Genomic DNA, 19,469 nt, shown 5'->3' with positions numbered 1-19,469 from the left:
CGTGGAAGAACCTAATGAAAAGCGCAGAAATCCGTGAAGCCTTCCTTCGCTTCTTCGAAGAGCAAGGCCACACCCGTGTAGCCTCCAGCTCTTTGATTCCGGGCAACGACCCAACCCTGCTGTTCACCAACGCGGGGATGAACCAGTTCAAGGACTGCTTCCTGGGCCAGGAAAAGCGCGCCTACACCCGCGCCGTCTCCAGCCAGAAATGCGTGCGCGCCGGCGGCAAGCACAACGACCTGGAAAACGTCGGTTACACCGCCCGTCACCACACCTTCTTCGAAATGCTGGGCAACTTCAGCTTCGGCGATTACTTCAAGCGTGACGCCATCACCTACGCCTGGAACTTCCTGACCTCCGAGAAGTGGCTGAACCTGCCGAAGGAAAAGCTGTGGGTTACCGTCTACGCCAGCGATGACGAGGCTTACGACATCTGGACCAAGGAAGTCGGTGTGCCGGCCGAGCGCATGGTGCGCATCGGTGACAACAAGGGCGCGCCTTACGCCTCCGACAACTTCTGGACCATGGGCGATACCGGCCCGTGCGGTCCTTGCACCGAGATTTTCTACGATCACGGCGCCGACATCTGGGGCGGCCCACCGGGCTCGCCAGAAGAAGACGGCGACCGTTACATCGAGATCTGGAACAACGTGTTCATGCAGTTCAACCGCACCGCCGATGGCGTGTTGCACCCGCTGCCAGCGCCGTCGGTCGACACCGGCATGGGTCTTGAGCGGATCAGTGCCGTGCTGCAGCACGTTCACTCGAACTATGAAATCGACCTGTTCCAGAGCCTGCTGGCCGCATCGGCCAAGGCGATCGGTTGCAGCAACGACAATCAGGCGTCCCTGAAAGTCGTGGCTGACCACATCCGTTCCTGCGGCTTCCTGATTGCCGACGGCGTGCTGCCGTCCAACGAAGGTCGCGGTTACGTACTGCGCCGGATCATCCGTCGCGCCTGCCGTCACGGCAACAAGCTGGGCGCCAAGGGCAGCTTCTTCTACCAGATCGTTGCCGCTCTCGTGGCCGAGATGGGCGAAGCCTTCCCGGAACTGAAATCCCAGCAGGCGCACATCGAGCGCGTACTGAAAGCCGAAGAAGAGCAGTTCGCCAAGACCCTGGAACAGGGCCTGAAAATCCTCGAGCAGGATCTGGCCGAGCTCAAAGGCGACGTGGTTCCAGGCGACGTGGTGTTCAAACTCTACGACACCTACGGTTTCCCGATGGACCTGACCGCGGACATCGCCCGCGAGCGCAGCCTGACCATTGACGAAGCCGGTTTCGAGCGCGAAATGGAAGCCCAGCGCGTCCGTGCACGTTCCGCCAGCTCGTTCGGTCTGGACTACAACAGCCTGGTCAAGGTTGACGTCGACACCGAGTTCACCGGTTATCACGCCACCAGTGGTTCGGCGAAAGTCGTCGCTCTCTATAAAGATGGCCAATCCGTGGACGTCTTGAGTGAAGGGCAGGAAGGCGTTGTGGTGCTGAACCAGACGCCGTTCTACGCCGAATCCGGTGGCCAGGTTGGCGATTGTGGTTATCTGCAGGCCGGCAACAGCCGTTTCGACGTGCGCGACACCACCAAGACTGGCGGCGCGTTCCTGCACCACGGCGTACTGGCGTCGGGCAGCCTGATCGTTGGCGCACCCGTGGAAACCCACGTCGAAGCCGACGTGCGTCACGCTACTTCGCTGAACCACTCGGCCACTCACTTGCTGCACGCGGCATTGCGCAAAGTGCTGGGCGACCACGTTCAACAGAAAGGTTCGTTGGTCGACAGTCAGCGCCTGCGCTTTGACTTCAGCCACTTCGAAGCGATCAAGCCGGAGCAGATCAAGGCGCTGGAAGACATCGTCAACGCCGAGATCCGCAAGAACTCCGCCGTTGAAACCGAAGAAACCGACATCGAAACCGCCAAGCAGAAAGGCGCGATGGCGCTGTTCGGCGAGAAGTACGGCGACAACGTGCGCGTGCTGAGCATGGGCGGTGATTTCTCCGTCGAGTTGTGCGGCGGTATCCATGCCAACCGTACCGGTGACATCGGTCTGCTGAAAATCATCAGCGAAGGCGGTGTGGCATCGGGCGTGCGTCGTATCGAAGCAGTTACCGGCGCTGCGGCTCTGGCTTACTTGAACGCTGCTGAAGAACAACTCAAGGAAGCGGCGAGCCTGGTCAAGGGCAGTCGCGACAACCTGATCGACAAACTGTCGGCGGTGCTGGAGCGCAACCGTGCGCTTGAAAAGCAGCTCGAGCAGTTGCAGGCCAAGGCCGCTGCTGCCGCCGGCGACGATCTGTCGGCCTCGGCCGTGGACGTCAAGGGCGTGAAAGTGCTGGCCGTGCGTCTGGATGGTCAGGACGGCAAGGCGCTGCTGGCGCTGGTCGATCAGCTGAAAAACAAACTCGGCCGCGCAGTGATCCTGCTCGGCAGTGTCCATGAGGAAAAGGTCGTGCTGGTTGCAGGCGTAACCAAGGACCTGACTGGCCAACTCAAAGCCGGTGATTTGATGAAACAGGCTGCTGCGGCAGTGGGCGGGAAGGGCGGTGGTCGTCCGGACATGGCGCAGGGCGGCGGTGTCGACGCCGGCGCACTGGATGGCGCACTGGCGCTGACCGTTCCATTCGTCGAGCAGGGTTTATAAGACGGCCCGTCGGGCCCGCAGTCTAGTGGCGGGCCCGGCGGCTGTTCGAGTGATTATTGGGCGCCCTTCATGGGCAGAGGCGGCTTTGAAATGGCTTTGATCGTACAGAAATTTGGAGGCACCTCGGTCGGCACTGTCGAGAGAATCGAGCAGGTCGCCGACAAGGTTAAGAAATTCCGCGATGCCGGCGATGACCTGGTGGTTGTGCTGTCTGCAATGAGCGGCGAAACCAACCGTCTGATCGATCTGGCCAAACAAATCAGTGGCGAAGATCAACCGGTTCCGCGCGAACTGGACGTGATCGTTTCCACCGGTGAGCAGGTGACGATCGCCCTGTTGGCCATGGCGCTGATCAAGCGCGGTGTGCCGGCGGTATCGTACACCGGCAACCAGGTGCGGATCCTGACGGACAGCGCACACAATAAAGCGCGTATCTTGCAGATTGATGACCAGAAGATTCGTGGTGACCTGAAAGCCGGTCGCGTGGTGGTGGTCGCCGGTTTCCAGGGCGTCGACGAGCACGGCAACATCACGACCCTGGGTCGTGGCGGTTCCGACACCACCGGCGTGGCGCTGGCCGCTGCGCTGAAGGCTGACGAATGCCAGATCTACACCGACGTCGATGGTGTCTACACCACTGACCCGCGCGTGGTATCGGTTGCTCAGCGCCTGGACAAGATCACCTTCGAAGAGATGCTGGAAATGGCCAGCCTCGGTTCCAAGGTGCTGCAGATCCGCGCGGTGGAGTTCGCCGGCAAGTACAACGTTCCGCTGCGCGTACTGCACAGCTTCAAGGAGGGTCCGGGCACCCTCATTACTATTGATGAAGAGGAAACCATGGAACAGCCGATCATTTCCGGCATCGCTTTCAACCGCGATGAAGCCAAGCTGACCATCCGTGGCGTGCCAGACACCCCGGGCGTGGCATTCAAGATTCTCGGCCCGATCAGTGCCGCGAACATCGAAGTCGACATGATCGTGCAGAACGTCGCGCACGATAACACCACCGACTTCACCTTCACCGTGCACCGCAACGACTACCAGTCCGCGCAAACCGTGCTGGAAAACACCGCTCGCGAGATCGGTGCCCGTGAAGTGGTCGGCGACACCAAGATTGCCAAGGTCTCGATCGTCGGCGTCGGCATGCGTTCCCACGCAGGCGTGGCCAGCCGCATGTTCGAATCCCTTGCGAAAGAAAGCATCAACATCCAGATGATCTCGACCTCGGAAATCAAGGTTTCCGTGGTGATCGAAGAGAAGTATCTGGAACTGGCTGTGCGCGCCCTGCACACGGCTTTCGAACTCGACGCTCCGGCCCGTCAGGGCGAGTGATGCGTTGTCTGAAGGGCGCGGTCTGACCGCGCCCTTTATTTTTTGAATGGCGCGAGCCCCGAACTGTTCTTTTGCTCGCGCTGGTCAATACTCAGGCATGTAGGGCTACGATCGCTCCGGTTGTAGGTCGGGTGCCTTTTTTTTGCAGACTGTTGTCCCTGAAATGATTCGCGTGAGGAGAAAGGTATGCTGATTCTGACTCGTCGGTGCGCAGAAAGCCTGATTATCGGTGATGGCGAAATCACCGTGACCGTGCTCGGCGTTAAAGGAAATCAAGTGCGTATCGGCGTCAACGCCCCGAAAGAGGTGGCCGTGCACCGTGAAGAAATCTATCTGCGTATAAAGAAAGAGAAGGACGAAGAACCAAGCCATTAATTTTTATCGATTTTTATGTTTGCAAACGGGGAAGAAGGTGGTTAATATACGCCCCGTGTTGCGGAGAGCTGGCCGAGTGGCCGAAGGCGCTCCCCTGCTAAGGGAGTACACCTCAAAAGGGTGTCGGGGGTTCGAATCCCCCGTTCTCCGCCATTATTTGCTTAGTACGTTGTAATCTGGCTTTTTCTGTAAGTTGTTGAATTTATTAGAAAAAGTGGTTGGAATAGAGATTAGACGGGCTATAATGCGGCGCAACAAATGCACTCGTAGCTCAGCTGGATAGAGTACTCGGCTACGAACCGAGCGGTCACAGGTTCGAATCCTGTCGAGTGCACCATTTAAGAGTCAATTGCAGCGATGTAAATGGCTCGGCTTCAACCAGTTGTGATCTGGTCTAAAAACACAAATTGCACTCGTAGCTCAGCTGGATAGAGTACTCGGCTACGAACCGAGCGGTCACAGGTTCGAATCCTGTCGAGTGCACCATTTAAGAGTCAATTGCAGCGATGTAAATGGCTCGGCTTCAACCAGTTGTGATCTGGTCTAAAAACACAAATTGCACTCGTAGCTCAGCTGGATAGAGTACTCGGCTACGAACCGAGCGGTCACAGGTTCGAATCCTGTCGAGTGCACCATTTAAGAGTCAGTTGCAGCAATGCAAATGACTTGGTTACAGCCAGTTGTGGTCTGGTCTAAAAACACAAATTGCACTCGTAGCTCAGCTGGATAGAGTACTCGGCTACGAACCGAGCGGTCACAGGTTCGAATCCTGTCGAGTGCACCATTTAAGAGTCAGTTGCAGCAATGCAAATGACTTGGTTACAGCCAGTTGTGGTCTGGTCTAAAAACACAAATTGCACTCGTAGCTCAGCTGGATAGAGTACTCGGCTACGAACCGAGCGGTCACAGGTTCGAATCCTGTCGAGTGCACCATATACCGAAAAGCCCGCGTTTAACGCGGGCTTTTTGCTGTCCGGGATTTGGCTTTTCCTGTCACGCATCCTTTCTCATCAAAATCGATTTGAGCACTGCGGCCTCGCTTGAGGTCGTAACGATAACTCGTTGCCGAATTGCGGATGCTTACCTTGTCGGGTTTGCCGAGGGCGCTTTCCACATCCTGTTGGCTCATGCCGGCGATGATTCGTTGATTGATGATTGCCTCGCGCTTCTGTCGCGCGTCGATCAGATCTCCACATTTATCGTGAGTGCGACCGACGACGGCCATTTCTCTTTTTCTGATATTCATACCCGATGTTTCTTCGTGCCGGGCTTCGGGTATCAGTGTCACGGTCGAGCCGGGCGAATAGGGGTGCACTTCCTGCAATGAAAGGTGTTCATCGTTCGCACAGCTCAATGTGGTGAACGTGACGCTGCCATCAGAAGCTTCGCAGCGATGAAGTGTGGTTGTGCTCCCGATGGTGGGCAGGAAGAGCAGAGTGGTCAGCATGAATCGGGATGTTTTCGATGGCATTCGGCGTCCTCCATGACGATCCTGTTCAAGCGTAGCCGGCAGTTTTTTCACTGGCGGTGTGTTTTCTTTTCAGGATGAGTCGTCGCACTTTGAAGGATCAGGACAGCGCTCAGCTTTGTCTCGCAAGCGCTTGTTTCAGCCACGATTTTTTAACGTTTAAAACCGTCAGGCGGTGTATCATTGCGCCCGTCAGCCCCGCCGGGGCTTATGGAAAACCTCCATGGACTTACCCAGTAGTTATTCAGTAACCCGTTTCACCAATCATGAATTGACTGATTGATCCTTCCGGCGTGCCCCGCTGCTGGGAGTGGAGTTCGCCTATGTCCGAAATCGAAGTAAAGAAAACACAGGAAAGCCTGCAGGATCGCCTGGCTCAGGTGGTCGAGCTGCTGCAGCGCCAGCGGGTCGTCGAAGACCTGACTCATCGCCAGGAAGGCCCGCATCATGACCGGGTCGAGAACCTGGTCCACCGGCAAAACCTCGTCGAGCTGCAACGCAAGCTCGATGATCTGCACTCCGCTGACGTCGCCTACATTCTTGAAGCCCTGCCGCTGGACGATCGTCTGACGCTCTGGCAACTGGTCAAGGCCGATCGCGACGGCGACATTCTTCTCGAAGTATCCGATTCCGTCCGTGAAACGCTGATCGCCGACATGGATGATCATGAGCTCCTGGCTGCGGCCAGGGACATGGATGCCGACGAACTTGCTGACCTGGCCTCCGAGCTGCCGCGAGACGTCGTCCATGAGCTGATGGAGACTCTGGATCAGCAGCAACGCGAGCGTGTGCGTTCGGCGCTCTCCTATGACGAGGAGCAGGTCGGCGCGCTGATGGACTTCGAGATGGTGACCATCCGTGAGGATGTCAGCCTCGAAGTGGTTCTGCGTTACCTGCGTCGCCTGAAAGAGCTGCCGGGTCATACTGACAAACTGTTCGTGGTCGATTACGACGGTGTGCTCAAGGGCGTGCTCCCGATCAAGCGTTTGCTGGTCAATGATCCGGAGAAACAGGTTTCTGAAGTCATGGCCAGTGATCCGGTGAGTTTTCACCCGGATGAAGACGCCTACGACGCCGCTCAGGCGTTCGAACGTTACGACTTGATCTCGGCCCCGGTGGTCGACAAGAACGGCAAGCTGATCGGCCGTCTGACCATCGACGAAATGGTCGACCTGATTCGTGAGGAGAGCGAAAGCGAAGTCCTCAACATGGCGGGTCTGCGCGAAGAAGAAGACATTTTCGCTTCGGTCTGGAAGTCCCTGCGCAACCGTTGGGCGTGGCTGGCGATCAATCTGATCACGGCATTCGTCGCATCGCGGGTGATCGGTCTGTTCGAAGGTTCGATCGAGAAGCTGGTGGCCCTGGCGGCGCTGATGCCGATCGTGGCGGGCATTGGCGGCAACTCCGGCAACCAGACGATCACCATGATCGTTCGTGCCATGGCGCTCGATCAGGTCAGCACCGGCAACACCTCGCGCCTGATGCGCAAAGAGCTGGCCGTGGCGTTGATCAATGGCCTGGTCTGGGGTGGGGTGATCGGTGTGGTGGCTTACTTGCTTTATGGCAGCTGGTCGCTGGGCGTGGTGATGACCGCTGCCATGACGTTGAACCTGCTACTTGCCGCTTTGATGGGGGTGTTGATCCCGATGACTCTGGCGAAGATGGGCCGCGATCCTGCGATGGGTGCAAGTGTGATGATCACCGCCATGACTGACAGTGGTGGCTTCTTCATCTTCCTCGGGTTGGCGACGATTTTCCTGCTCTGACCGACTGCATAAAAAAACAGCCCGCCAATTGGCGGGCTGTTTTTTGCCTGTGAGAAGCCCGAATTGCGGGCAAAAAAAAGCCAGCATTCATGCTGGCTTGAGATGTTCGGTTTGACTCAGGATGCGTCTGCGGCCATTTCGGCGTCGTGGGCGATCAGAGAAACCAGCGCGTTCTGTTGGCGGTGGGAGAGTTGACGGAAGCGTTGCAGCAGCTCGCGCTCGTGCAGCGACAGCTCCGGGCTGTCCAGGCGCATGCTCAGCTCTTCGCCTAGTGCACCTTCCTGAATAAGACTCTGCTCAAGGCGCGCAATGATCTCGGAGTTCATGCTGCGATGATGATTGCGAGCCACCTCGGCAATGCGTTCACGCATTCCGTCTGGCAGACGTACGACGAACTTGTCAGCCGTACGGCTGGAATAAATTGCCTGTTTCAATGGGCGCATATATTTAACCGGTTAGTTCAGGGGAGCGGTTCTCGGGATTGGCCGCAGGATGTGTGGTAGGACAAGCATCCGCGCCAAATGGTTCAACCTGAATTGTTAAGAGGCGCGCATCATGCCTCAAAATTGCCAGATCATTGGCGTCAATTCTGTGACAAATATTGATCCGGGTAAAGGCGTAATGCCAGCACCAATTATCAGAAATGCGGACTGGTTTGAAAAGAAAGCATCAGTCCGTATTGCTGACCGCGTCCTGAAACACGTTGACTGATGCCCGAGGGCGTCAGAACGTGCATGCTATGCGGGTTGAATCGTTGTTCCTTACCTTGTACAGGATAGTGGCAAATGGCCGATTTACTAGGGGCAAATGCCCGCCGGAGGGCGTTTTCAGGATGGATGGCAGGCTGATTTACCTTATGGGGCCTTCCGGCTCCGGCAAGGACAGTCTGATCGAGGCTGCGCGTGAACCCTTGCGGGCGTTGAACTGCGAAATCATCAGGCGAGTGATCACCCGTTCGGCTGAATCCGTGGGCGAGGATGCGATCGGCGTGACGCCTCAGGAGTTCGAGCAACGTCGGCGCGCTGGCGAGTTTTCGCTGGCGTGGGAGGCTAATGGTCTCGCCTATGGTATTCCGGCGGAAATGGATGAATGGTTGAAAGCCGGTAAGCACGTCCTGGTGAACGGCTCTCGGGCGAACCTTCGACAAGCGCTGGAACGTTATCCGGCGTTGTTGCCGGTGTTGCTGACGGTGCGAGATAACGTCTTGCGGGAGCGGCTGCTCCGGCGTGGCCGGGAGACGCTTGAACAGATCGATGCGAGACTGGCCCGCAACGCGCTGTTCAAGGACCGGCGTTCAACTGACAGCCCTGTGCATCTGATCGACAATTCGGGTGACCTGGCGGATGCGGTCAATCAGCTGCTGAAGCTGGTCAGGGTCAGCGCAGTACAGGATCAAACTTGATCTTGCGCCCGGCCACCAGCGCCAATACGAATAGCGTCGAAAACACGCCGCACCCGATCAGGGGCAGGGATATTTCGGTTTCCTCGAACAGCGAAAAATGCCCGAGGCCACTCAATAAGGCGAGGATCAGAAATCCTGCGGCTGACTTGGACATGCTGTACTCCTGAAGATATTTCAAAAAACCAGACGTTCAGCCGACTGCGCCGGCAACACCTGTTCAGACTCGCTGACCGCTTGCGGGGCGGAGCGCTGATCGCTCAATACCGCCCATTGGGGCGCTTTCTGCACTTGCAGGTAATGTGGCATGCGCCCGGCCAGTTTCTCGTTGTCCTCGGGGAGGAAGTGAAAGCCCACGAGAACAGCCAGTGCGATTACGTTTGCGAGGACGAGGGCGCTGTTCATGAGACGAGTCTCCGAATGTTCTTGTATAGAACCGGTAAAGCAGCCGTCGTGCCAATAGTCTAACTGCTGTTAAGTCCTTTAAAAACAAGCATTTAAATGGATTTTTAGAGGAGGGCGCATTGCATTCTGCAATGATGGCGTTTTGCGGAGATGCAAATTGCACGGTAAAACGTCCGGCACCCTTGCAAGACGCCTGCCTACACTTAAAAAGCCCTGCGGACGACATGACAAATCAGGGCCCGGCCGTTAACATGCACGCCGTCTGTCGCACCGACAGTCCTGTGTCCCAGTAGCTCAATTGGATAGAGCATCCCCCTCCTAAGGGGAAGGTTGGCAGTTCGAACCTGCCCTGGGACACCATCTATTGAAAAGCCCCGCGCAGAGTGATCTGGCGGGGCTTTTTGTTTTCGCGATTTTACAAGCGGAAGCGACTGACCATCGTGTTGAAGGACGCCGCCAGGTTGGACAGTTCCTGGGTCGAAGCGCTGGTCTGATGCGCACCTGCCGCCGTTTGGGTGGACAGATCCTGGATGTTCACCAGATTACGATCCACTTCGCGAGCGACGTGTGCCTGTTCTTCCGAGGCCGTGGCGATGACGAGGTTGCGATCATTGATTTGCGAAATGCCGTCGGCAATCAGCTCCAGTGCCTGGCCGGTCGCTTGCGCCAGTGACTGGGTTTCGCTGACCAGCGCCTGGCTTTTCCCCATGGCGCCGACGGCTTCGTCTGCACTGTTACGCACGTCGTTGATCATGCCTTCGATTTCCCCCGTCGAAGCCTGAGTCCTTGCCGCCAGGGCTCGTACCTCGTCGGCGACGACGGCAAAACCTCGACCTTGCTCACCCGCGCGTGCGGCCTCGATGGCGGCGTTAAGCGCCAGAAGATTGGTTTGCTCAGCAATTCCCCGGATCACATCCAGGACCTTGCCGATGTCTCGAACTTTCTCTGCCAGGTCTTTGACCATGGTGGTGGAGGTGGCGATTTCCGTGGTTGCATGGTTGATCGCGGCGACGGCGCTTCGCGCTTGATCGCGGCCATTGCCGGCTTCCCGGCTGGTGGCTTGGGAGGCCTCGGAGGTGGACACGGCGTTGCGCGCGACTTCCTCCACGGCGGAGGTCATTTCCGTGACAGCGGTCGCTGCCTGCTGGATCTCGTCGTTCTGACGGATCAGACCACGGCTTCCGTTGTCGGTGACGGCGGTGAGTTCTTCGGCAGCTGAAGCCAGTTGATCTGCCGCGTTGGCGATCTGCTGAATAGTGCCTTTCAGACTGCCCTGCATCTCGGCCAGGGCCGTGAGCAACTGACCGGCCTCGTCGCGGCCGGTGCTGACGATGTTTTGAGTCAGGTCTCCCCCAGCGATGCTTCGGGCGCTTTCAACGGCTTTGGAGATGGGGCGGCTGATCAGTCGGCTGATGAACAGGCCGAGCAAAATCGCAGCGACGAAGGCCAGCACGATGCCGATGTACAGCGACGTCTTGGCGGACGACTCCGTCAGAACCGATCGCTTTGCGGCTTCGCTGACCTGCATGTCGTTGGAGTTGGTCATGATGGTCAATTCGTCCATGACGACGCGGTAGTTCTTTTGCAGGTCGCCGAGCAGCAGTTCGCGGCCGTTTTCCAGGTCGCCGGCCTTCATCAGGGCCAGATACTTTTGCACGATCGCCTGGTAAACGGGCCAGGCTTTTTCCATTCGGTCGCCTGCTGCACGTTCGTCGTCGGCAAGCTTGGTTTTTCGATATTCGGCAAAGGCTTTTTCACTCGCCAACTGGTTCGCGCTCATCGAGGCGAGGAATTCGTCTTTGGTGCTCTGTGGCAGGTTGGCCGCAGTGGCGACGTAAAGCCGATACATGTCACGGGTCTGTCCGACGGCCTTGATTTTGGTCTGCGCGATGTTGGCGACAGCGACGAGGTTGTTGCCGAACACCGATCTGAGGCTCGCCGATAGCTCGGTCACTCCTCGGCTTCCCAGCAGGCCCACCCCCAGGGTGATGAAGGCGCATGCGGCAAAGGCGGTGATCAATTTCGTGGAAAGTCTTGCGTCATTCAACCAACTCATAAGGGGCATCCTGCTGACATGTGGGGTCGGGACAATATCGAGTGCAGCTCGTAAGAAAATGGCGTGTCGTCGTACATCTTTCGGCTGCTGAGTCCACAACTGTAGGGTTACCAGTTGTTTCTTACGTAAATATATTCTGCATGAAATTCCTTGTAACCATCGGTTTAGAGCACTCAGCACATACATACAAAAGATGGCACTTGGCCTTTTCTATTTATTGCCAAGTGTTACATTGTGTGGAATATTCCAAAAAATACGTACGACATCGTACCTCTTCGTCCTTGGGCTCCAAGATGACGAGGATGCCGTGTTCGTGATTTCCAGAACCGTGAAAAAAAAGAACGAAGCAGCCTAGGGTAGGACTCATGTCGCGTCGCATTGATAAAGGGAAATGCAAGGGGTACGCCTTTGCCGGATGGGTGACGCTGTTGATCGCCACGGCCGGGGCAGCGCATGGCGAGGCGCTCGACAGCACCGCGTCGGTGGGCAAGCGTCTGGCGGTAGCGGCTGACTGTGTGGCTTGCCACACGGCGCCAGGCGGCAAGGCTTTTGCGGGCGGCTATCCGCTCAGTTCGCCGATGGGCACTATTTACTCGACCAACATCACGCCTTCGAAAACGGCGGGTATCGGCAATTACACCTCAGAGCAATTCGCCCGCGCGGTGCGAGACGGGGTGGCGGCCGATGGCACTCGGCTGTACCCGGCGATGCCCTACACCTCCTATTCGAAAATGACCGACAGCGACATTGCTGCGCTCTACGACTACTTCATGCACGAAGTGACGCCGGTCGATACGCCGAACCAGAAAACCGCACTGGATTTCCCGTTCAATATCCGTGCATCGATGATTGGCTGGAACGCGCTGTTCCACAGCAAAACACGCTTCACGCCGGATCCGGCCAAGTCCGCCGAGGTCAATCGCGGCGACTATCTGGTCAACGGCCTGGCTCACTGCGACACCTGCCACACACCGCGCAATGTCCTGATGGCGGCCGACAGCGCAAAGCCGTTGGCCGGCGGATCACTGGGCAGTTGGTATGCCCCCAATATCACCTCCGACAAAGTCAGCGGCATCGGGGCCTGGTCAAGCGACGAGATCGTGGCCTATCTGCGTACCGGACACGTCGAGGGCAAGGCTCAGGCGGCGGGGCCGATGGCCGAGGCGGTGGAGAACAGCCTGCAGCATCTGAGCGATGTGGATCTCAAAGCCATCGCGGCTTATCTGTTGCAGACGACGCCGATCAAGACCGGGGAGAGCAAGGCCCGGCACGAGTACGGTCAGGCTTCGGTCGACGAATTGACGCTGCGCGGAGGCAAACCGGGGGACAACCCGGGTTGGCACATATTCAGTGGCACTTGCGCCAACTGCCATCAGCCGAACGGTCAGGGCACCCGGGAATACCCATCGCTGTTTCACAACACCGCCACCAGTCGCAGCGACAACCTGATCGCCGCCATCGTGTACGGCGTGCATCGTGAAGTCGACGGTGTGGCCATCGACATGCCGGGTTTCGGCCCTGACGCGCTGTTCACCGATCGCCTGAACGATCAGCAGATTGCCGACGTCAGCAACTACGTGCTGTCGCGCTACGGCAATGCCGACGCGGTTGTCACCGCCGCCGATGTGGCACAGGTCCGCAACGGTGGGCCTCAGGCGCCACTGGCAGTGATGGCGAAGTTCACGATCCCGGTCATCATTCTCGTGTGCTTGCTGTTCGGCCTGGGCGCATGGGCCTTGATTGCACGTCGGCGCAAGGAGGCCTGAGCAATGGACACTTCAATGACGCACAAACACGTAAAAAATCAAACCGAAAGCTCGGCGGGGCTCACTCGCCGCAATCTATTGCGCGGTTCCGTGACGCTGGGCCTGGCGGCGATGATCGGCAGTGCGCTGCCCTGGCAGTCGGTGCTGGCAGCCCAGGTATCGAGTGACGATTTCATTGCGCTGTCGCAGTTTCTGGTCAGCCGTGCGGTCAATCCGGTTCTGGCCGGTCGTTATTACGCTGCGCTGGACAAGCGCGCGCCGAATTTCTCGACCAACGTGATTGCCCTGAAGCAGTTGATCGGCGCACAGGGGTACCGGCATGTCGATGAATACCTGGCGCAGCCGAACCCGGATCCGTCGCTGCGGGCCACGGCCACCAGCATCATTTCCGCCTGGTATCTGGGCATTGTCGGTGAGCCGGCGGATGCCGAGCTGATCAGCTATTCCCTCGCCATGATGTATCAGCCCACTCACGGCATTCTCATCATTCCAACCTACGGTGGCGGCCCGGATTCATGGGGTCCCAAACCAGCAGTCATTCAGGACTCGACAGTATGAGCAGCGATCAATTCGATGCCGATGTAGTGATCATCGGTTCCGGTGTCATGGGCGGTCTGATCGCCACGGGCCTGGCCAAAGCGAACAAGTCGGTGATCGTGCTCGAGGCCGGGCCTCGGGTGAATCGCCGTGATGTGGTGGAAACGTTCCGTAATGCTCCGGTGAAACTCTCGCTGGCCAATGCCAAGCTGCAGGGCGCCGGGTCGCCTTATCCGAGCCTGCCCCACGCGCCCTCTACTTATGGCGACTATTTGCAGCAGGTAGGGCCGGTGAAATACAACACCTCGTATCTGCGTGTAGTGGGTGGGACCACCTGGCATTTCGGTTCCTCGCTGTGGCGCATGCTGCCCAACGATTTTCGTCTCAAATCGCTGTATGGCCGTGGTCGTGACTGGCCGATCAGTTATGACGAACTCGAACCGTATTACGCTCGGGCTGAAATCGAACTGGGCGTTTCCGGCGTCGACGGCCAGGACGAAAGCGGGCAGGGCGGGGACGCCTACCCACCGCGCTCGATTCCCTATCCGATGGAGGGCCTGAAACCGAGCTACATGTTCAAGCGCCTTTCCGAATTGCTCAGCAAGGGTGGGTATAACCCGATCCTCGAGCCGAATGGCCGGGCGACCCGCCCCTATGGCAAGCGGCCTCCCTGCGCTGGCAACAACAACTGCAACCCGGTGTGTCCGATTGCCGCCAAGTACGACGGTTCGATGCACATCGATGAGGCCGAGCGTCATGGCGCCAAGGTGCTGGACAACTCTGTCGTCTACAAGATCGAGGCGGGCGACGACGGCAAGATCACCGCGATCTGGTACATGCGCCCCGACAAGTCCAAACACAAGCTGACCGCCCGGGCCTTTGTACTGGCGGCGTACGGTATCGAGTCGCCGAAGCTGCTGTTGATGTCGACCTCGGAAAAGTACCCGAACGGGATTGCCAACTCCTCGGATCAGGTCGGGCGCAACCTGATGGACCACACCGGCATCAGCATGAACGTCATGACCAAGGAAGACATGTGGCCGGGCGAAGGGCCGACGCAATTGCTGGTCTATCTGAACAGTCGCGATGGCGCGTTCCGCAACGATTATCCGAGCTACAAGATCAAGGTGCGCAACACCGTGCCGACGTCGCAAATCACCTCGAACCTGATCGCCAAAGGCGTGCTGGGCTCGAAGCTCGATGAGCAGATCCGCCTGCAATCGGCGCGCTCCCTGAACTGGGCCGTCGACTTCGAAACCCTTCCACTGCCGGAGAACCGGGTCACCCCGAGCAAGACCAAGTTCGACGCCATCGGCCTGCCGGTTCCCGAGATCTACTACAGCGTTCCCGACTACTGGCACGCCGGTAAAGAGAAGGCGCTGGAAGACTTCAAACAGTTTGCGAAATTGCTCGACGCCGACATCCTCAGCACCGACACGGGCTTCCAGAACCGTCAGCACATCATGGGCACCACCATCATGGGCGATGAGCCGAAAGACTCGGTGGTGGACCGCGATTGCCGCAGTCACGACCATTCCAACCTGTTCATCGCTGGCACGAGCGTCATGCCATCGTCCTCCTGCGTGAACCCGACGCTGACAGGCGCGGCGTTGAGCATCCGGATTGCCGATGTGTTGGTGGCGGAGGTCTGAGAAGCGCCCTGAAGTACAAAGCCCCACGCAGAGGTGTCTGGTGGGGCTTTTTTGTATTTCCAAGGGCTCGAAGCTTTAGAAACTTTCAGCTCCACCTTCGGTTTTGCCGACTGACGTGCTGACTTGCGTGATATGCCGGCGCCCGTTCACTGAATAACTGCGCTGCGGATCTTCGGACTCGGGTTTACGCATCAACAGTAACGCAGGCAGACCGCTTTTTTCGTCGTAGGTACCGAACCAGTTGATCAGTCTTGCGACATAACAATCTTCACCAATGATCAAGGGGAAATCGGCGACAGGTTCGATCGCGTAGTAGCTCGCGCCATAGCCGTAGTACTCCTCACTGTCCTTGGCGGATGGAGGGATGGGGCAGAGTGGTGTTTTCTGCTGGCCCGTCATCCCTGGATTTGCATTCATGCCGGACACAGCCTGGGCTAGCACCTTGTGCAGGGACGGTTCCAGTTCGTAGGTTTTATCGCTGTCCTCGATGTGCTGAGTGTGTGGAACGGTCAGTCGGTAGTCATAACGCACGCTGACCGTCGGCGCCTGCCGGTTGATCTTCAGGGGGGTGAGCAGATAGACCTGATCTTCGCCGTAGCTGCCGTTTCGATAGGCAAAATAGATTTTTCCGCGAGCACCGATCAGGTACGCGGACTGATTGGCGCCGCGGTCATTGGTATAGAAAAGGACGCTGTCGTTACTGGTCTGGGGGCCAATCTCAGCCGCTCTCCTGATAAATCTGCCGTCGACGCGACGCCAGGTTTCCGTGTAATGAAACATCCCGGTGCCACCAGCGTAGGTTTCCACGATGAGGTCGCGCTGGCCGTCACCATCCAGATCCATCAGGGTGTAGGAAGTTGGACCTGACTCTGCAGCTCCCTTGATGTCGGATGCCTGCAGCGCTTTCCACTCGTCTTGCGTGACTTTTTCGGGGATGGTTGTGGGGAACAGTGGTTGCTCATCTTCATCCAGCTCGGCTGAAAATGAGCTGCCGACGGAGCCAAGGGTCAGAGAACCCAGCACCTGCTCCAGCGCAAACTCCGGGTTCTCCTTGCTCATCTCCCGAATCCGTTGCTGCAGATCCTCCATGACCTGTTTATCAATGTCGTCCGGCTTGTAGGCCACCGCGTCGATCCACTGAGCGTGCAAGACCTGCAAACGATCCTGATAACGCTGGTTCAGGCAGCTGACCTCTTCGCCACATCGATCACGCTCCTTCAGCCACTGGCGCTGGGCGTTTTTCACTCCGGCCTGCGCCGGGGCAGCTTTCATCAGCTTCCGATAAGCCGCCCCCATCTGCGCATCCAGCTCATACAAAGGCTTGTCCGCGCAAATCGCCTTCTCCACGGCACTCGCCGCCTTTGTGCAGTCCATTCCGCTCGCCAGTACCTGCTGAAAAAACAGCAGCGCACAGGCCGACACGATGTAGCGTCCCTTGATGTACACGATGAATCCTTTGCCGTTGGAAGGTGTGAACCGCCGCGCAGGGTAATCCTTGCGCAACGAATCTTGAACCCCCGCTTCAAGAGAATCGCTGATCCGGCCGATAACCCGTTCGGTGACTTCAGAGTCGCGCGAAATCGCTTGATAGCATTTGGCCGGCAGCTATCATCTGCGCGCCTGGAAATGGTCCATCTTCTTCAATTGCCTGGAAATCCTCGATGCTGTCGTATCACCAAAAGAGTTTTCTGATCGTCGATGATTTCTCGGATTTCCGCAGTTCCGTGCGTTCGATGTTGCGCGAGTTGGGCGTCAAGGATGTGGATACCGCCGACACCGGCGAGCAGGCGCTGAAAATGTGTGCGCAGAAGTCCTACGATTTCATCCTCCAGGACTTCCACCTCGGTGACGGCAAGAAGAACGGTCAGCAGGTGCTGGAAGACCTGATGATGGAAAAGCTGATCAGCCACGAAGCGGTGTTCGTGATGGTCACGGCCGAGACCAGTCAGGCGATGGTGCTCAGTGCCCTGGAGCACGAGCCGGACGCGTACCTGACCAAACCGTTCAACCGCTCTGGCCTGGCTCAGCGGCTGGAACGTCTGGAGCAGCGCAAGACCCTGCTCAAGCCGATTCTGCAAGCCCTCGACCGTGGTAAACCGGTCGAGGTGCTCAACGCCTGCATCGCCCTGTGCAAACAGGACATCCGTTATTCGCCGCTGTGCCTGCGCTATCGCGCCGATGCGTTGCGCGACATGAACCAGAACGAAGCGCTCGAGCGCCTTTACGACAGCATCATTGCTGACCGGCCGTTGCCGTGGGCGTTTGCCGGGTTGGGCAAGTTGCTGTTCAAGCGCGGGCAGGTCAGTCAGGCCAAGGGCGTTTACGAAAAAGCCCTGAAGGTCTTCCCGATGATGCCGGCGTTGTACGACGGCATGGCCGACGTGCTGGTCGCCGAAGGCGATACCAAAGGTGCTCAACAGGTATTGGAAGAAGCGATTCGCCTGTCGCCGCTGGCAGTGCGCCGTCAGGCGTTGCTGGGCAAGCTGGCGATGGCCAACGAAGATTTCGACACCGCTTCCCGGGCTTATCGCCAGGCGGTGAATCAGGGCGCGCAATCGCGGTTCAAGGATCCGGAAAGCAATCTCGGCCTGGCCCACGCGCTGATCAGCAAAGGCAGCGAACGCGGGCTCGACACCCGTACGCGGCTGGAGATCAACACCACCCTCAGCGCCGTGGCCAAGGAAAACCCGACCGATCCGGGCCTGCAGATTCGTGCGCGTCTGATGAAGGCCACCAGCCTGTTGCTCAATGACGCCGAGACCGCCGAGAAACTCACCGAACAAGCGCTGATGCGCCTCGACGGCATGGAGCAGTTCATGAGCCCCGAGGCGGCGTTGCTGGTCGCCAAGCAATTGCAGATGCTCGGCCAGGCCGAGGCGGGCACTTCGATGCTCAAGAGCTGCGCAGAAATCTACGGTGATGACCCGACGGTGATGAAAGACATCGCCAAGCTCACCGACGACCCGACTATTCTCAGCTCCAGCAACGCCGCCGCCGACCTCAACCGGCAGGGCGTGCGCGTGTACAAGACCGGTAATCTGGTCGAGGCCCGCGAGGTGTTCCGCAAGGCGCTGAAGATGCAACCGAAGAACATCAGTATCGCGCTGAACATGGCCCAGTCGCTGCTGCACGGCACCGACACCAATGTGCCGTCGGCGGAGCTGGAAGAATGCCGGGCCTGCCTGAAACTGGTGGGCATGATGCCCGATACCGACGCGCGTTATCCGCGTTATCAGAAGCTGAAAAGCAAGGCGTTTGGCGAATGAACCAAGACGAGCAGGCACTGGATTTTTCCACGGTGATCGCCTCCACCGTGCACGACATGAAGAACTCTCTGGCGATGCTGATGCAGGCCCACAGCCAATGGCTGGCGCGCCTGCCCGAGGCCCAGCGCCAAGGGCCGGAGCAGGGCGTGATCGACTTCGAGTTCGCCCATCTCAACGGCATGCTGGTGCAGCTGCTCGGGCTGTACAAGCTCGGGGTCAATCAGATGCCGTTGCAGCCGGCTTATCACGAGCTGGACGACTTCATCGAGGCGCAACTGGCGGCGCATCAGGACGTGTTCGCCAGCCGTGGAATCATCGCCACTTACGAAGTCGATCCGCTCAGTCCCCTGGGCTTCTTCGATCGCGAACTGATCGCCTCGGTGCTGGGCAATTGCATCAACAACGCGATCCGCTACGCCCGCGAATCGCTGCTGATCACCGTCAGCGACGAAGCCGGGCAATTGGTGCTGAGCATCAACGATGACGGCGACGGTTACCCGGCCGAAATGCTCGAACGTCAGTCCGATTACGTGCAGGGCATCAACCACAGCAGTGGCAGCACCGGCCTCGGTCTGTACTTCGCCGGACGCATCGCCGCGCTGCATCAGCGCAACGGTGTTGGCGGCCGGACCGAAATCCGCAATGGCGGACCGTTGGGCGGCGGCGTGTTCAGCATCTACCTGCCCTGACTCACGGCTTTTTGTTGGGCGCTGCTTGATATTCCGAACGGCCGAAGCCTATTTTGTCCGGGTCGCCGTTCGCGGCTCGCACAATAACAAGGATTGCGTCATGACAACCGATGGCCAGC

General features: G+C 58.3%; 16 protein-coding genes and 7 tRNA genes. 17 read left to right on the top strand and 6 right to left on the bottom strand.

The features are described 5' to 3' along the window. The first annotated feature begins 14 nt into the window (after positions 1-14). From alaS to QLG12_RS00185, 9 genes are all read left to right on the top strand, one after another. Positions 15-2,639, top strand: coding sequence for an alanine--tRNA ligase (alaS, locus tag QLG12_RS00225; protein ID WP_039772080.1), 2,625 nt, complete (start codon positions 15-17; stop codon positions 2,637-2,639). Positions 2,640-2,729: 90 nt separating this feature from the next. Next, on the top strand, positions 2,730-3,971 hold the full coding sequence (locus QLG12_RS00220) for an aspartate kinase (protein ID WP_007951048.1): 1,242 nt from the start codon (positions 2,730-2,732) through the stop codon (positions 3,969-3,971). Positions 3,972-4,157: 186 nt separating this feature from the next. After that, complete coding sequence (gene csrA / locus QLG12_RS00215) at positions 4,158-4,346, top strand: carbon storage regulator CsrA (RefSeq protein WP_002554426.1); 189 nt, start codon at positions 4,158-4,160, stop codon at positions 4,344-4,346. Between the two features lie 62 nt (positions 4,347-4,408). Continuing rightward, positions 4,409-4,499: transfer RNA gene (locus QLG12_RS00210), tRNA-Ser, on the top strand. Between the two features lie 107 nt (positions 4,500-4,606). Then, a tRNA-Arg gene (locus QLG12_RS00205) sits at positions 4,607-4,683 on the top strand. Positions 4,684-4,755: 72 nt separating this feature from the next. Then, positions 4,756-4,832 (top strand) — tRNA-Arg (locus QLG12_RS00200). 72 nt (positions 4,833-4,904) lie between these two features. Then, positions 4,905-4,981 (top strand) — tRNA-Arg (locus tag QLG12_RS00195). 72 nt (positions 4,982-5,053) lie between these two features. After that, positions 5,054-5,130, top strand: a tRNA-Arg gene (locus QLG12_RS00190). Positions 5,131-5,202: 72 nt separating this feature from the next. After that, a tRNA-Arg gene (locus tag QLG12_RS00185) sits at positions 5,203-5,279 on the top strand. Positions 5,280-5,298: 19 nt separating this feature from the next. Here the strand turns inward: QLG12_RS00185 and QLG12_RS00180 are convergent. Continuing rightward, positions 5,299-5,817, bottom strand: coding sequence for a cell envelope protein SmpA (locus QLG12_RS00180; protein WP_197871271.1), 519 nt, complete (start codon positions 5,815-5,817; stop codon positions 5,299-5,301). A 320-nt stretch (positions 5,818-6,137) separates the two neighbouring features. On the opposite strand from QLG12_RS00180, the gene mgtE reads away from it, so the two are divergent. Further along, complete coding sequence (mgtE, locus tag QLG12_RS00175; protein ID WP_064383614.1) at positions 6,138-7,580, top strand: magnesium transporter; 1,443 nt, start codon at positions 6,138-6,140, stop codon at positions 7,578-7,580. A gap of 116 nt (positions 7,581-7,696) precedes the next feature. On the opposite strand, the gene QLG12_RS00170 is transcribed toward mgtE, so the two are convergent. Next, entirely contained in the window at positions 7,697-8,023 is a 327-nt protein-coding gene (locus tag QLG12_RS00170; RefSeq protein WP_003178899.1) for an Arc family DNA-binding protein, read from the bottom strand. Positions 8,024-8,412: 389 nt separating this feature from the next. On the opposite strand from QLG12_RS00170, the gene phnN reads away from it, so the two are divergent. After that, the gene (phnN, locus tag QLG12_RS00165; protein ID WP_236194836.1) at positions 8,413-8,982 is read left to right on the top strand and encodes a phosphonate metabolism protein/1,5-bisphosphokinase (PRPP-forming) PhnN; all 570 of its coding nucleotides are present in this window, start codon (positions 8,413-8,415) and stop codon (positions 8,980-8,982) included. Here the strand turns inward: phnN and QLG12_RS00160 are convergent. Both QLG12_RS00160 and QLG12_RS00155 read right to left on the bottom strand, forming a co-directional pair. After that, positions 8,957-9,136: a PA3371 family protein gene (locus QLG12_RS00160; RefSeq protein WP_064383611.1), complete on the bottom strand. Its 180-nt coding sequence runs from the start codon at positions 9,134-9,136 to the stop codon at positions 8,957-8,959. The two genes, phnN and QLG12_RS00160, sit on opposite strands and share 26 nt — an antisense overlap. 20 nt (positions 9,137-9,156) lie before the next feature. Beyond that, positions 9,157-9,384, bottom strand: coding sequence for a hypothetical protein (locus QLG12_RS00155; RefSeq protein WP_282473684.1), 228 nt, complete (start codon positions 9,382-9,384; stop codon positions 9,157-9,159). A gap of 283 nt (positions 9,385-9,667) precedes the next feature. Between QLG12_RS00155 and QLG12_RS00150 the strand changes: the two genes are divergently transcribed. Next, positions 9,668-9,744 (top strand) — tRNA-Arg (locus QLG12_RS00150). A 55-nt stretch (positions 9,745-9,799) separates the two neighbouring features. Here QLG12_RS00150 and QLG12_RS00145 read toward each other — a convergent pair. After that, positions 9,800-11,440 (bottom strand): methyl-accepting chemotaxis protein, encoded by a 1,641-nt coding sequence (locus tag QLG12_RS00145; RefSeq protein WP_197871836.1) that lies wholly within the window; start codon positions 11,438-11,440, stop codon positions 9,800-9,802. A 365-nt stretch (positions 11,441-11,805) separates the two neighbouring features. On the opposite strand from QLG12_RS00145, the gene QLG12_RS00140 reads away from it, so the two are divergent. The 3 genes from QLG12_RS00140 to QLG12_RS00130 are packed head-to-tail and all read left to right on the top strand — an operon-like array spanning position 11,806 to position 15,395. Further along, positions 11,806-13,206 (top strand): cytochrome c, encoded by a 1,401-nt coding sequence (locus tag QLG12_RS00140; protein ID WP_197871834.1) that lies wholly within the window; start codon positions 11,806-11,808, stop codon positions 13,204-13,206. Positions 13,207-13,209: 3 nt separating this feature from the next. Next, positions 13,210-13,764, top strand: coding sequence for a sorbitol dehydrogenase family protein (locus tag QLG12_RS00135; RefSeq protein ID WP_197871832.1), 555 nt, complete (start codon positions 13,210-13,212; stop codon positions 13,762-13,764). Continuing rightward, positions 13,761-15,395 carry a GMC family oxidoreductase gene (locus QLG12_RS00130; RefSeq protein WP_282473683.1) on the top strand — a complete coding sequence of 545 codons (1,635 nt, stop codon included), beginning with the start codon at positions 13,761-13,763 and terminating at the stop codon, positions 15,393-15,395. The genes QLG12_RS00135 and QLG12_RS00130 overlap by 4 nt, the downstream gene beginning before the upstream one ends. A 75-nt stretch (positions 15,396-15,470) precedes the next feature. On the opposite strand, the gene QLG12_RS00125 is transcribed toward QLG12_RS00130, so the two are convergent. Continuing rightward, a complete protein-coding gene (locus QLG12_RS00125; protein ID WP_197871828.1) occupies positions 15,471-16,841 on the bottom strand; it encodes a lysozyme inhibitor LprI family protein in 1,371 nt (456 codons plus the stop codon). A 215-nt stretch (positions 16,842-17,056) separates the two neighbouring features. Between QLG12_RS00125 and QLG12_RS00120 the strand changes: the two genes are divergently transcribed. Next, positions 17,057-18,661, top strand: a complete 1,605-nt coding sequence (locus QLG12_RS00120; RefSeq protein WP_085745116.1) for a tetratricopeptide repeat-containing response regulator — start codon at positions 17,057-17,059, stop codon at positions 18,659-18,661. Then, on the top strand, positions 18,658-19,350 hold the full coding sequence (locus QLG12_RS00115; protein ID WP_011335515.1) for a HAMP domain-containing sensor histidine kinase: 693 nt from the start codon (positions 18,658-18,660) through the stop codon (positions 19,348-19,350). The genes QLG12_RS00120 and QLG12_RS00115 overlap by 4 nt, the downstream gene beginning before the upstream one ends. The last annotated feature ends 119 nt before the right edge of the window (positions 19,351-19,469 follow it).

Origin of the sequence: Pseudomonas sp. V88_4, from assembly GCF_029967985.1 — a bacterium.
Classification (GTDB): Bacteria; Pseudomonadota; Gammaproteobacteria; order Pseudomonadales; family Pseudomonadaceae; genus Aquipseudomonas; species Aquipseudomonas glycinae.
The sequence above is the reverse complement of the archived record's forward strand: the minus strand, read 5'-3'. Positions and strand labels throughout refer to the sequence as shown.

Bases quoted from the DNA above. Each gene is read 5' to 3' on its own strand.
- QLG12_RS00170 (WP_003178899.1), bottom strand. From the start codon at position 8,023: ATGCGCCCATTGAAACAGGCAATTTATTCCAGCCGTACGGCTGACAAG.
- phnN (WP_236194836.1), top strand. From the start codon at position 8,413: ATGGATGGCAGGCTGATTTACCTTATGGGGCCTTCCGGCTCCGGCAAG.
- QLG12_RS00115 (WP_011335515.1), top strand. From the start codon at position 18,658: ATGAACCAAGACGAGCAGGCACTGGATTTTTCCACGGTGATCGCCTCC.
- QLG12_RS00140 (WP_197871834.1), top strand. From the start codon at position 11,806: ATGTCGCGTCGCATTGATAAAGGGAAATGCAAGGGGTACGCCTTTGCC.
- QLG12_RS00160 (WP_064383611.1), bottom strand. From the start codon at position 9,136: ATGTCCAAGTCAGCCGCAGGATTTCTGATCCTCGCCTTATTGAGTGGC.
- QLG12_RS00120 (WP_085745116.1), top strand. From the start codon at position 17,057: ATGCTGTCGTATCACCAAAAGAGTTTTCTGATCGTCGATGATTTCTCG.
- QLG12_RS00180 (WP_197871271.1), bottom strand. From the start codon at position 5,817: ATGCCATCGAAAACATCCCGATTCATGCTGACCACTCTGCTCTTCCTG.
- csrA (WP_002554426.1), top strand. From the start codon at position 4,158: ATGCTGATTCTGACTCGTCGGTGCGCAGAAAGCCTGATTATCGGTGAT.
- QLG12_RS00220 (WP_007951048.1), top strand. From the start codon at position 2,730: ATGGCTTTGATCGTACAGAAATTTGGAGGCACCTCGGTCGGCACTGTC.
- alaS (WP_039772080.1), top strand. From the start codon at position 15: ATGAAAAGCGCAGAAATCCGTGAAGCCTTCCTTCGCTTCTTCGAAGAG.
- QLG12_RS00155 (WP_282473684.1), bottom strand. From the start codon at position 9,384: ATGAACAGCGCCCTCGTCCTCGCAAACGTAATCGCACTGGCTGTTCTC.
- QLG12_RS00135 (WP_197871832.1), top strand. From the start codon at position 13,210: ATGGACACTTCAATGACGCACAAACACGTAAAAAATCAAACCGAAAGC.
- QLG12_RS00130 (WP_282473683.1), top strand. From the start codon at position 13,761: ATGAGCAGCGATCAATTCGATGCCGATGTAGTGATCATCGGTTCCGGT.
- QLG12_RS00145 (WP_197871836.1), bottom strand. From the start codon at position 11,440: ATGAGTTGGTTGAATGACGCAAGACTTTCCACGAAATTGATCACCGCC.
- mgtE (WP_064383614.1), top strand. From the start codon at position 6,138: ATGTCCGAAATCGAAGTAAAGAAAACACAGGAAAGCCTGCAGGATCGC.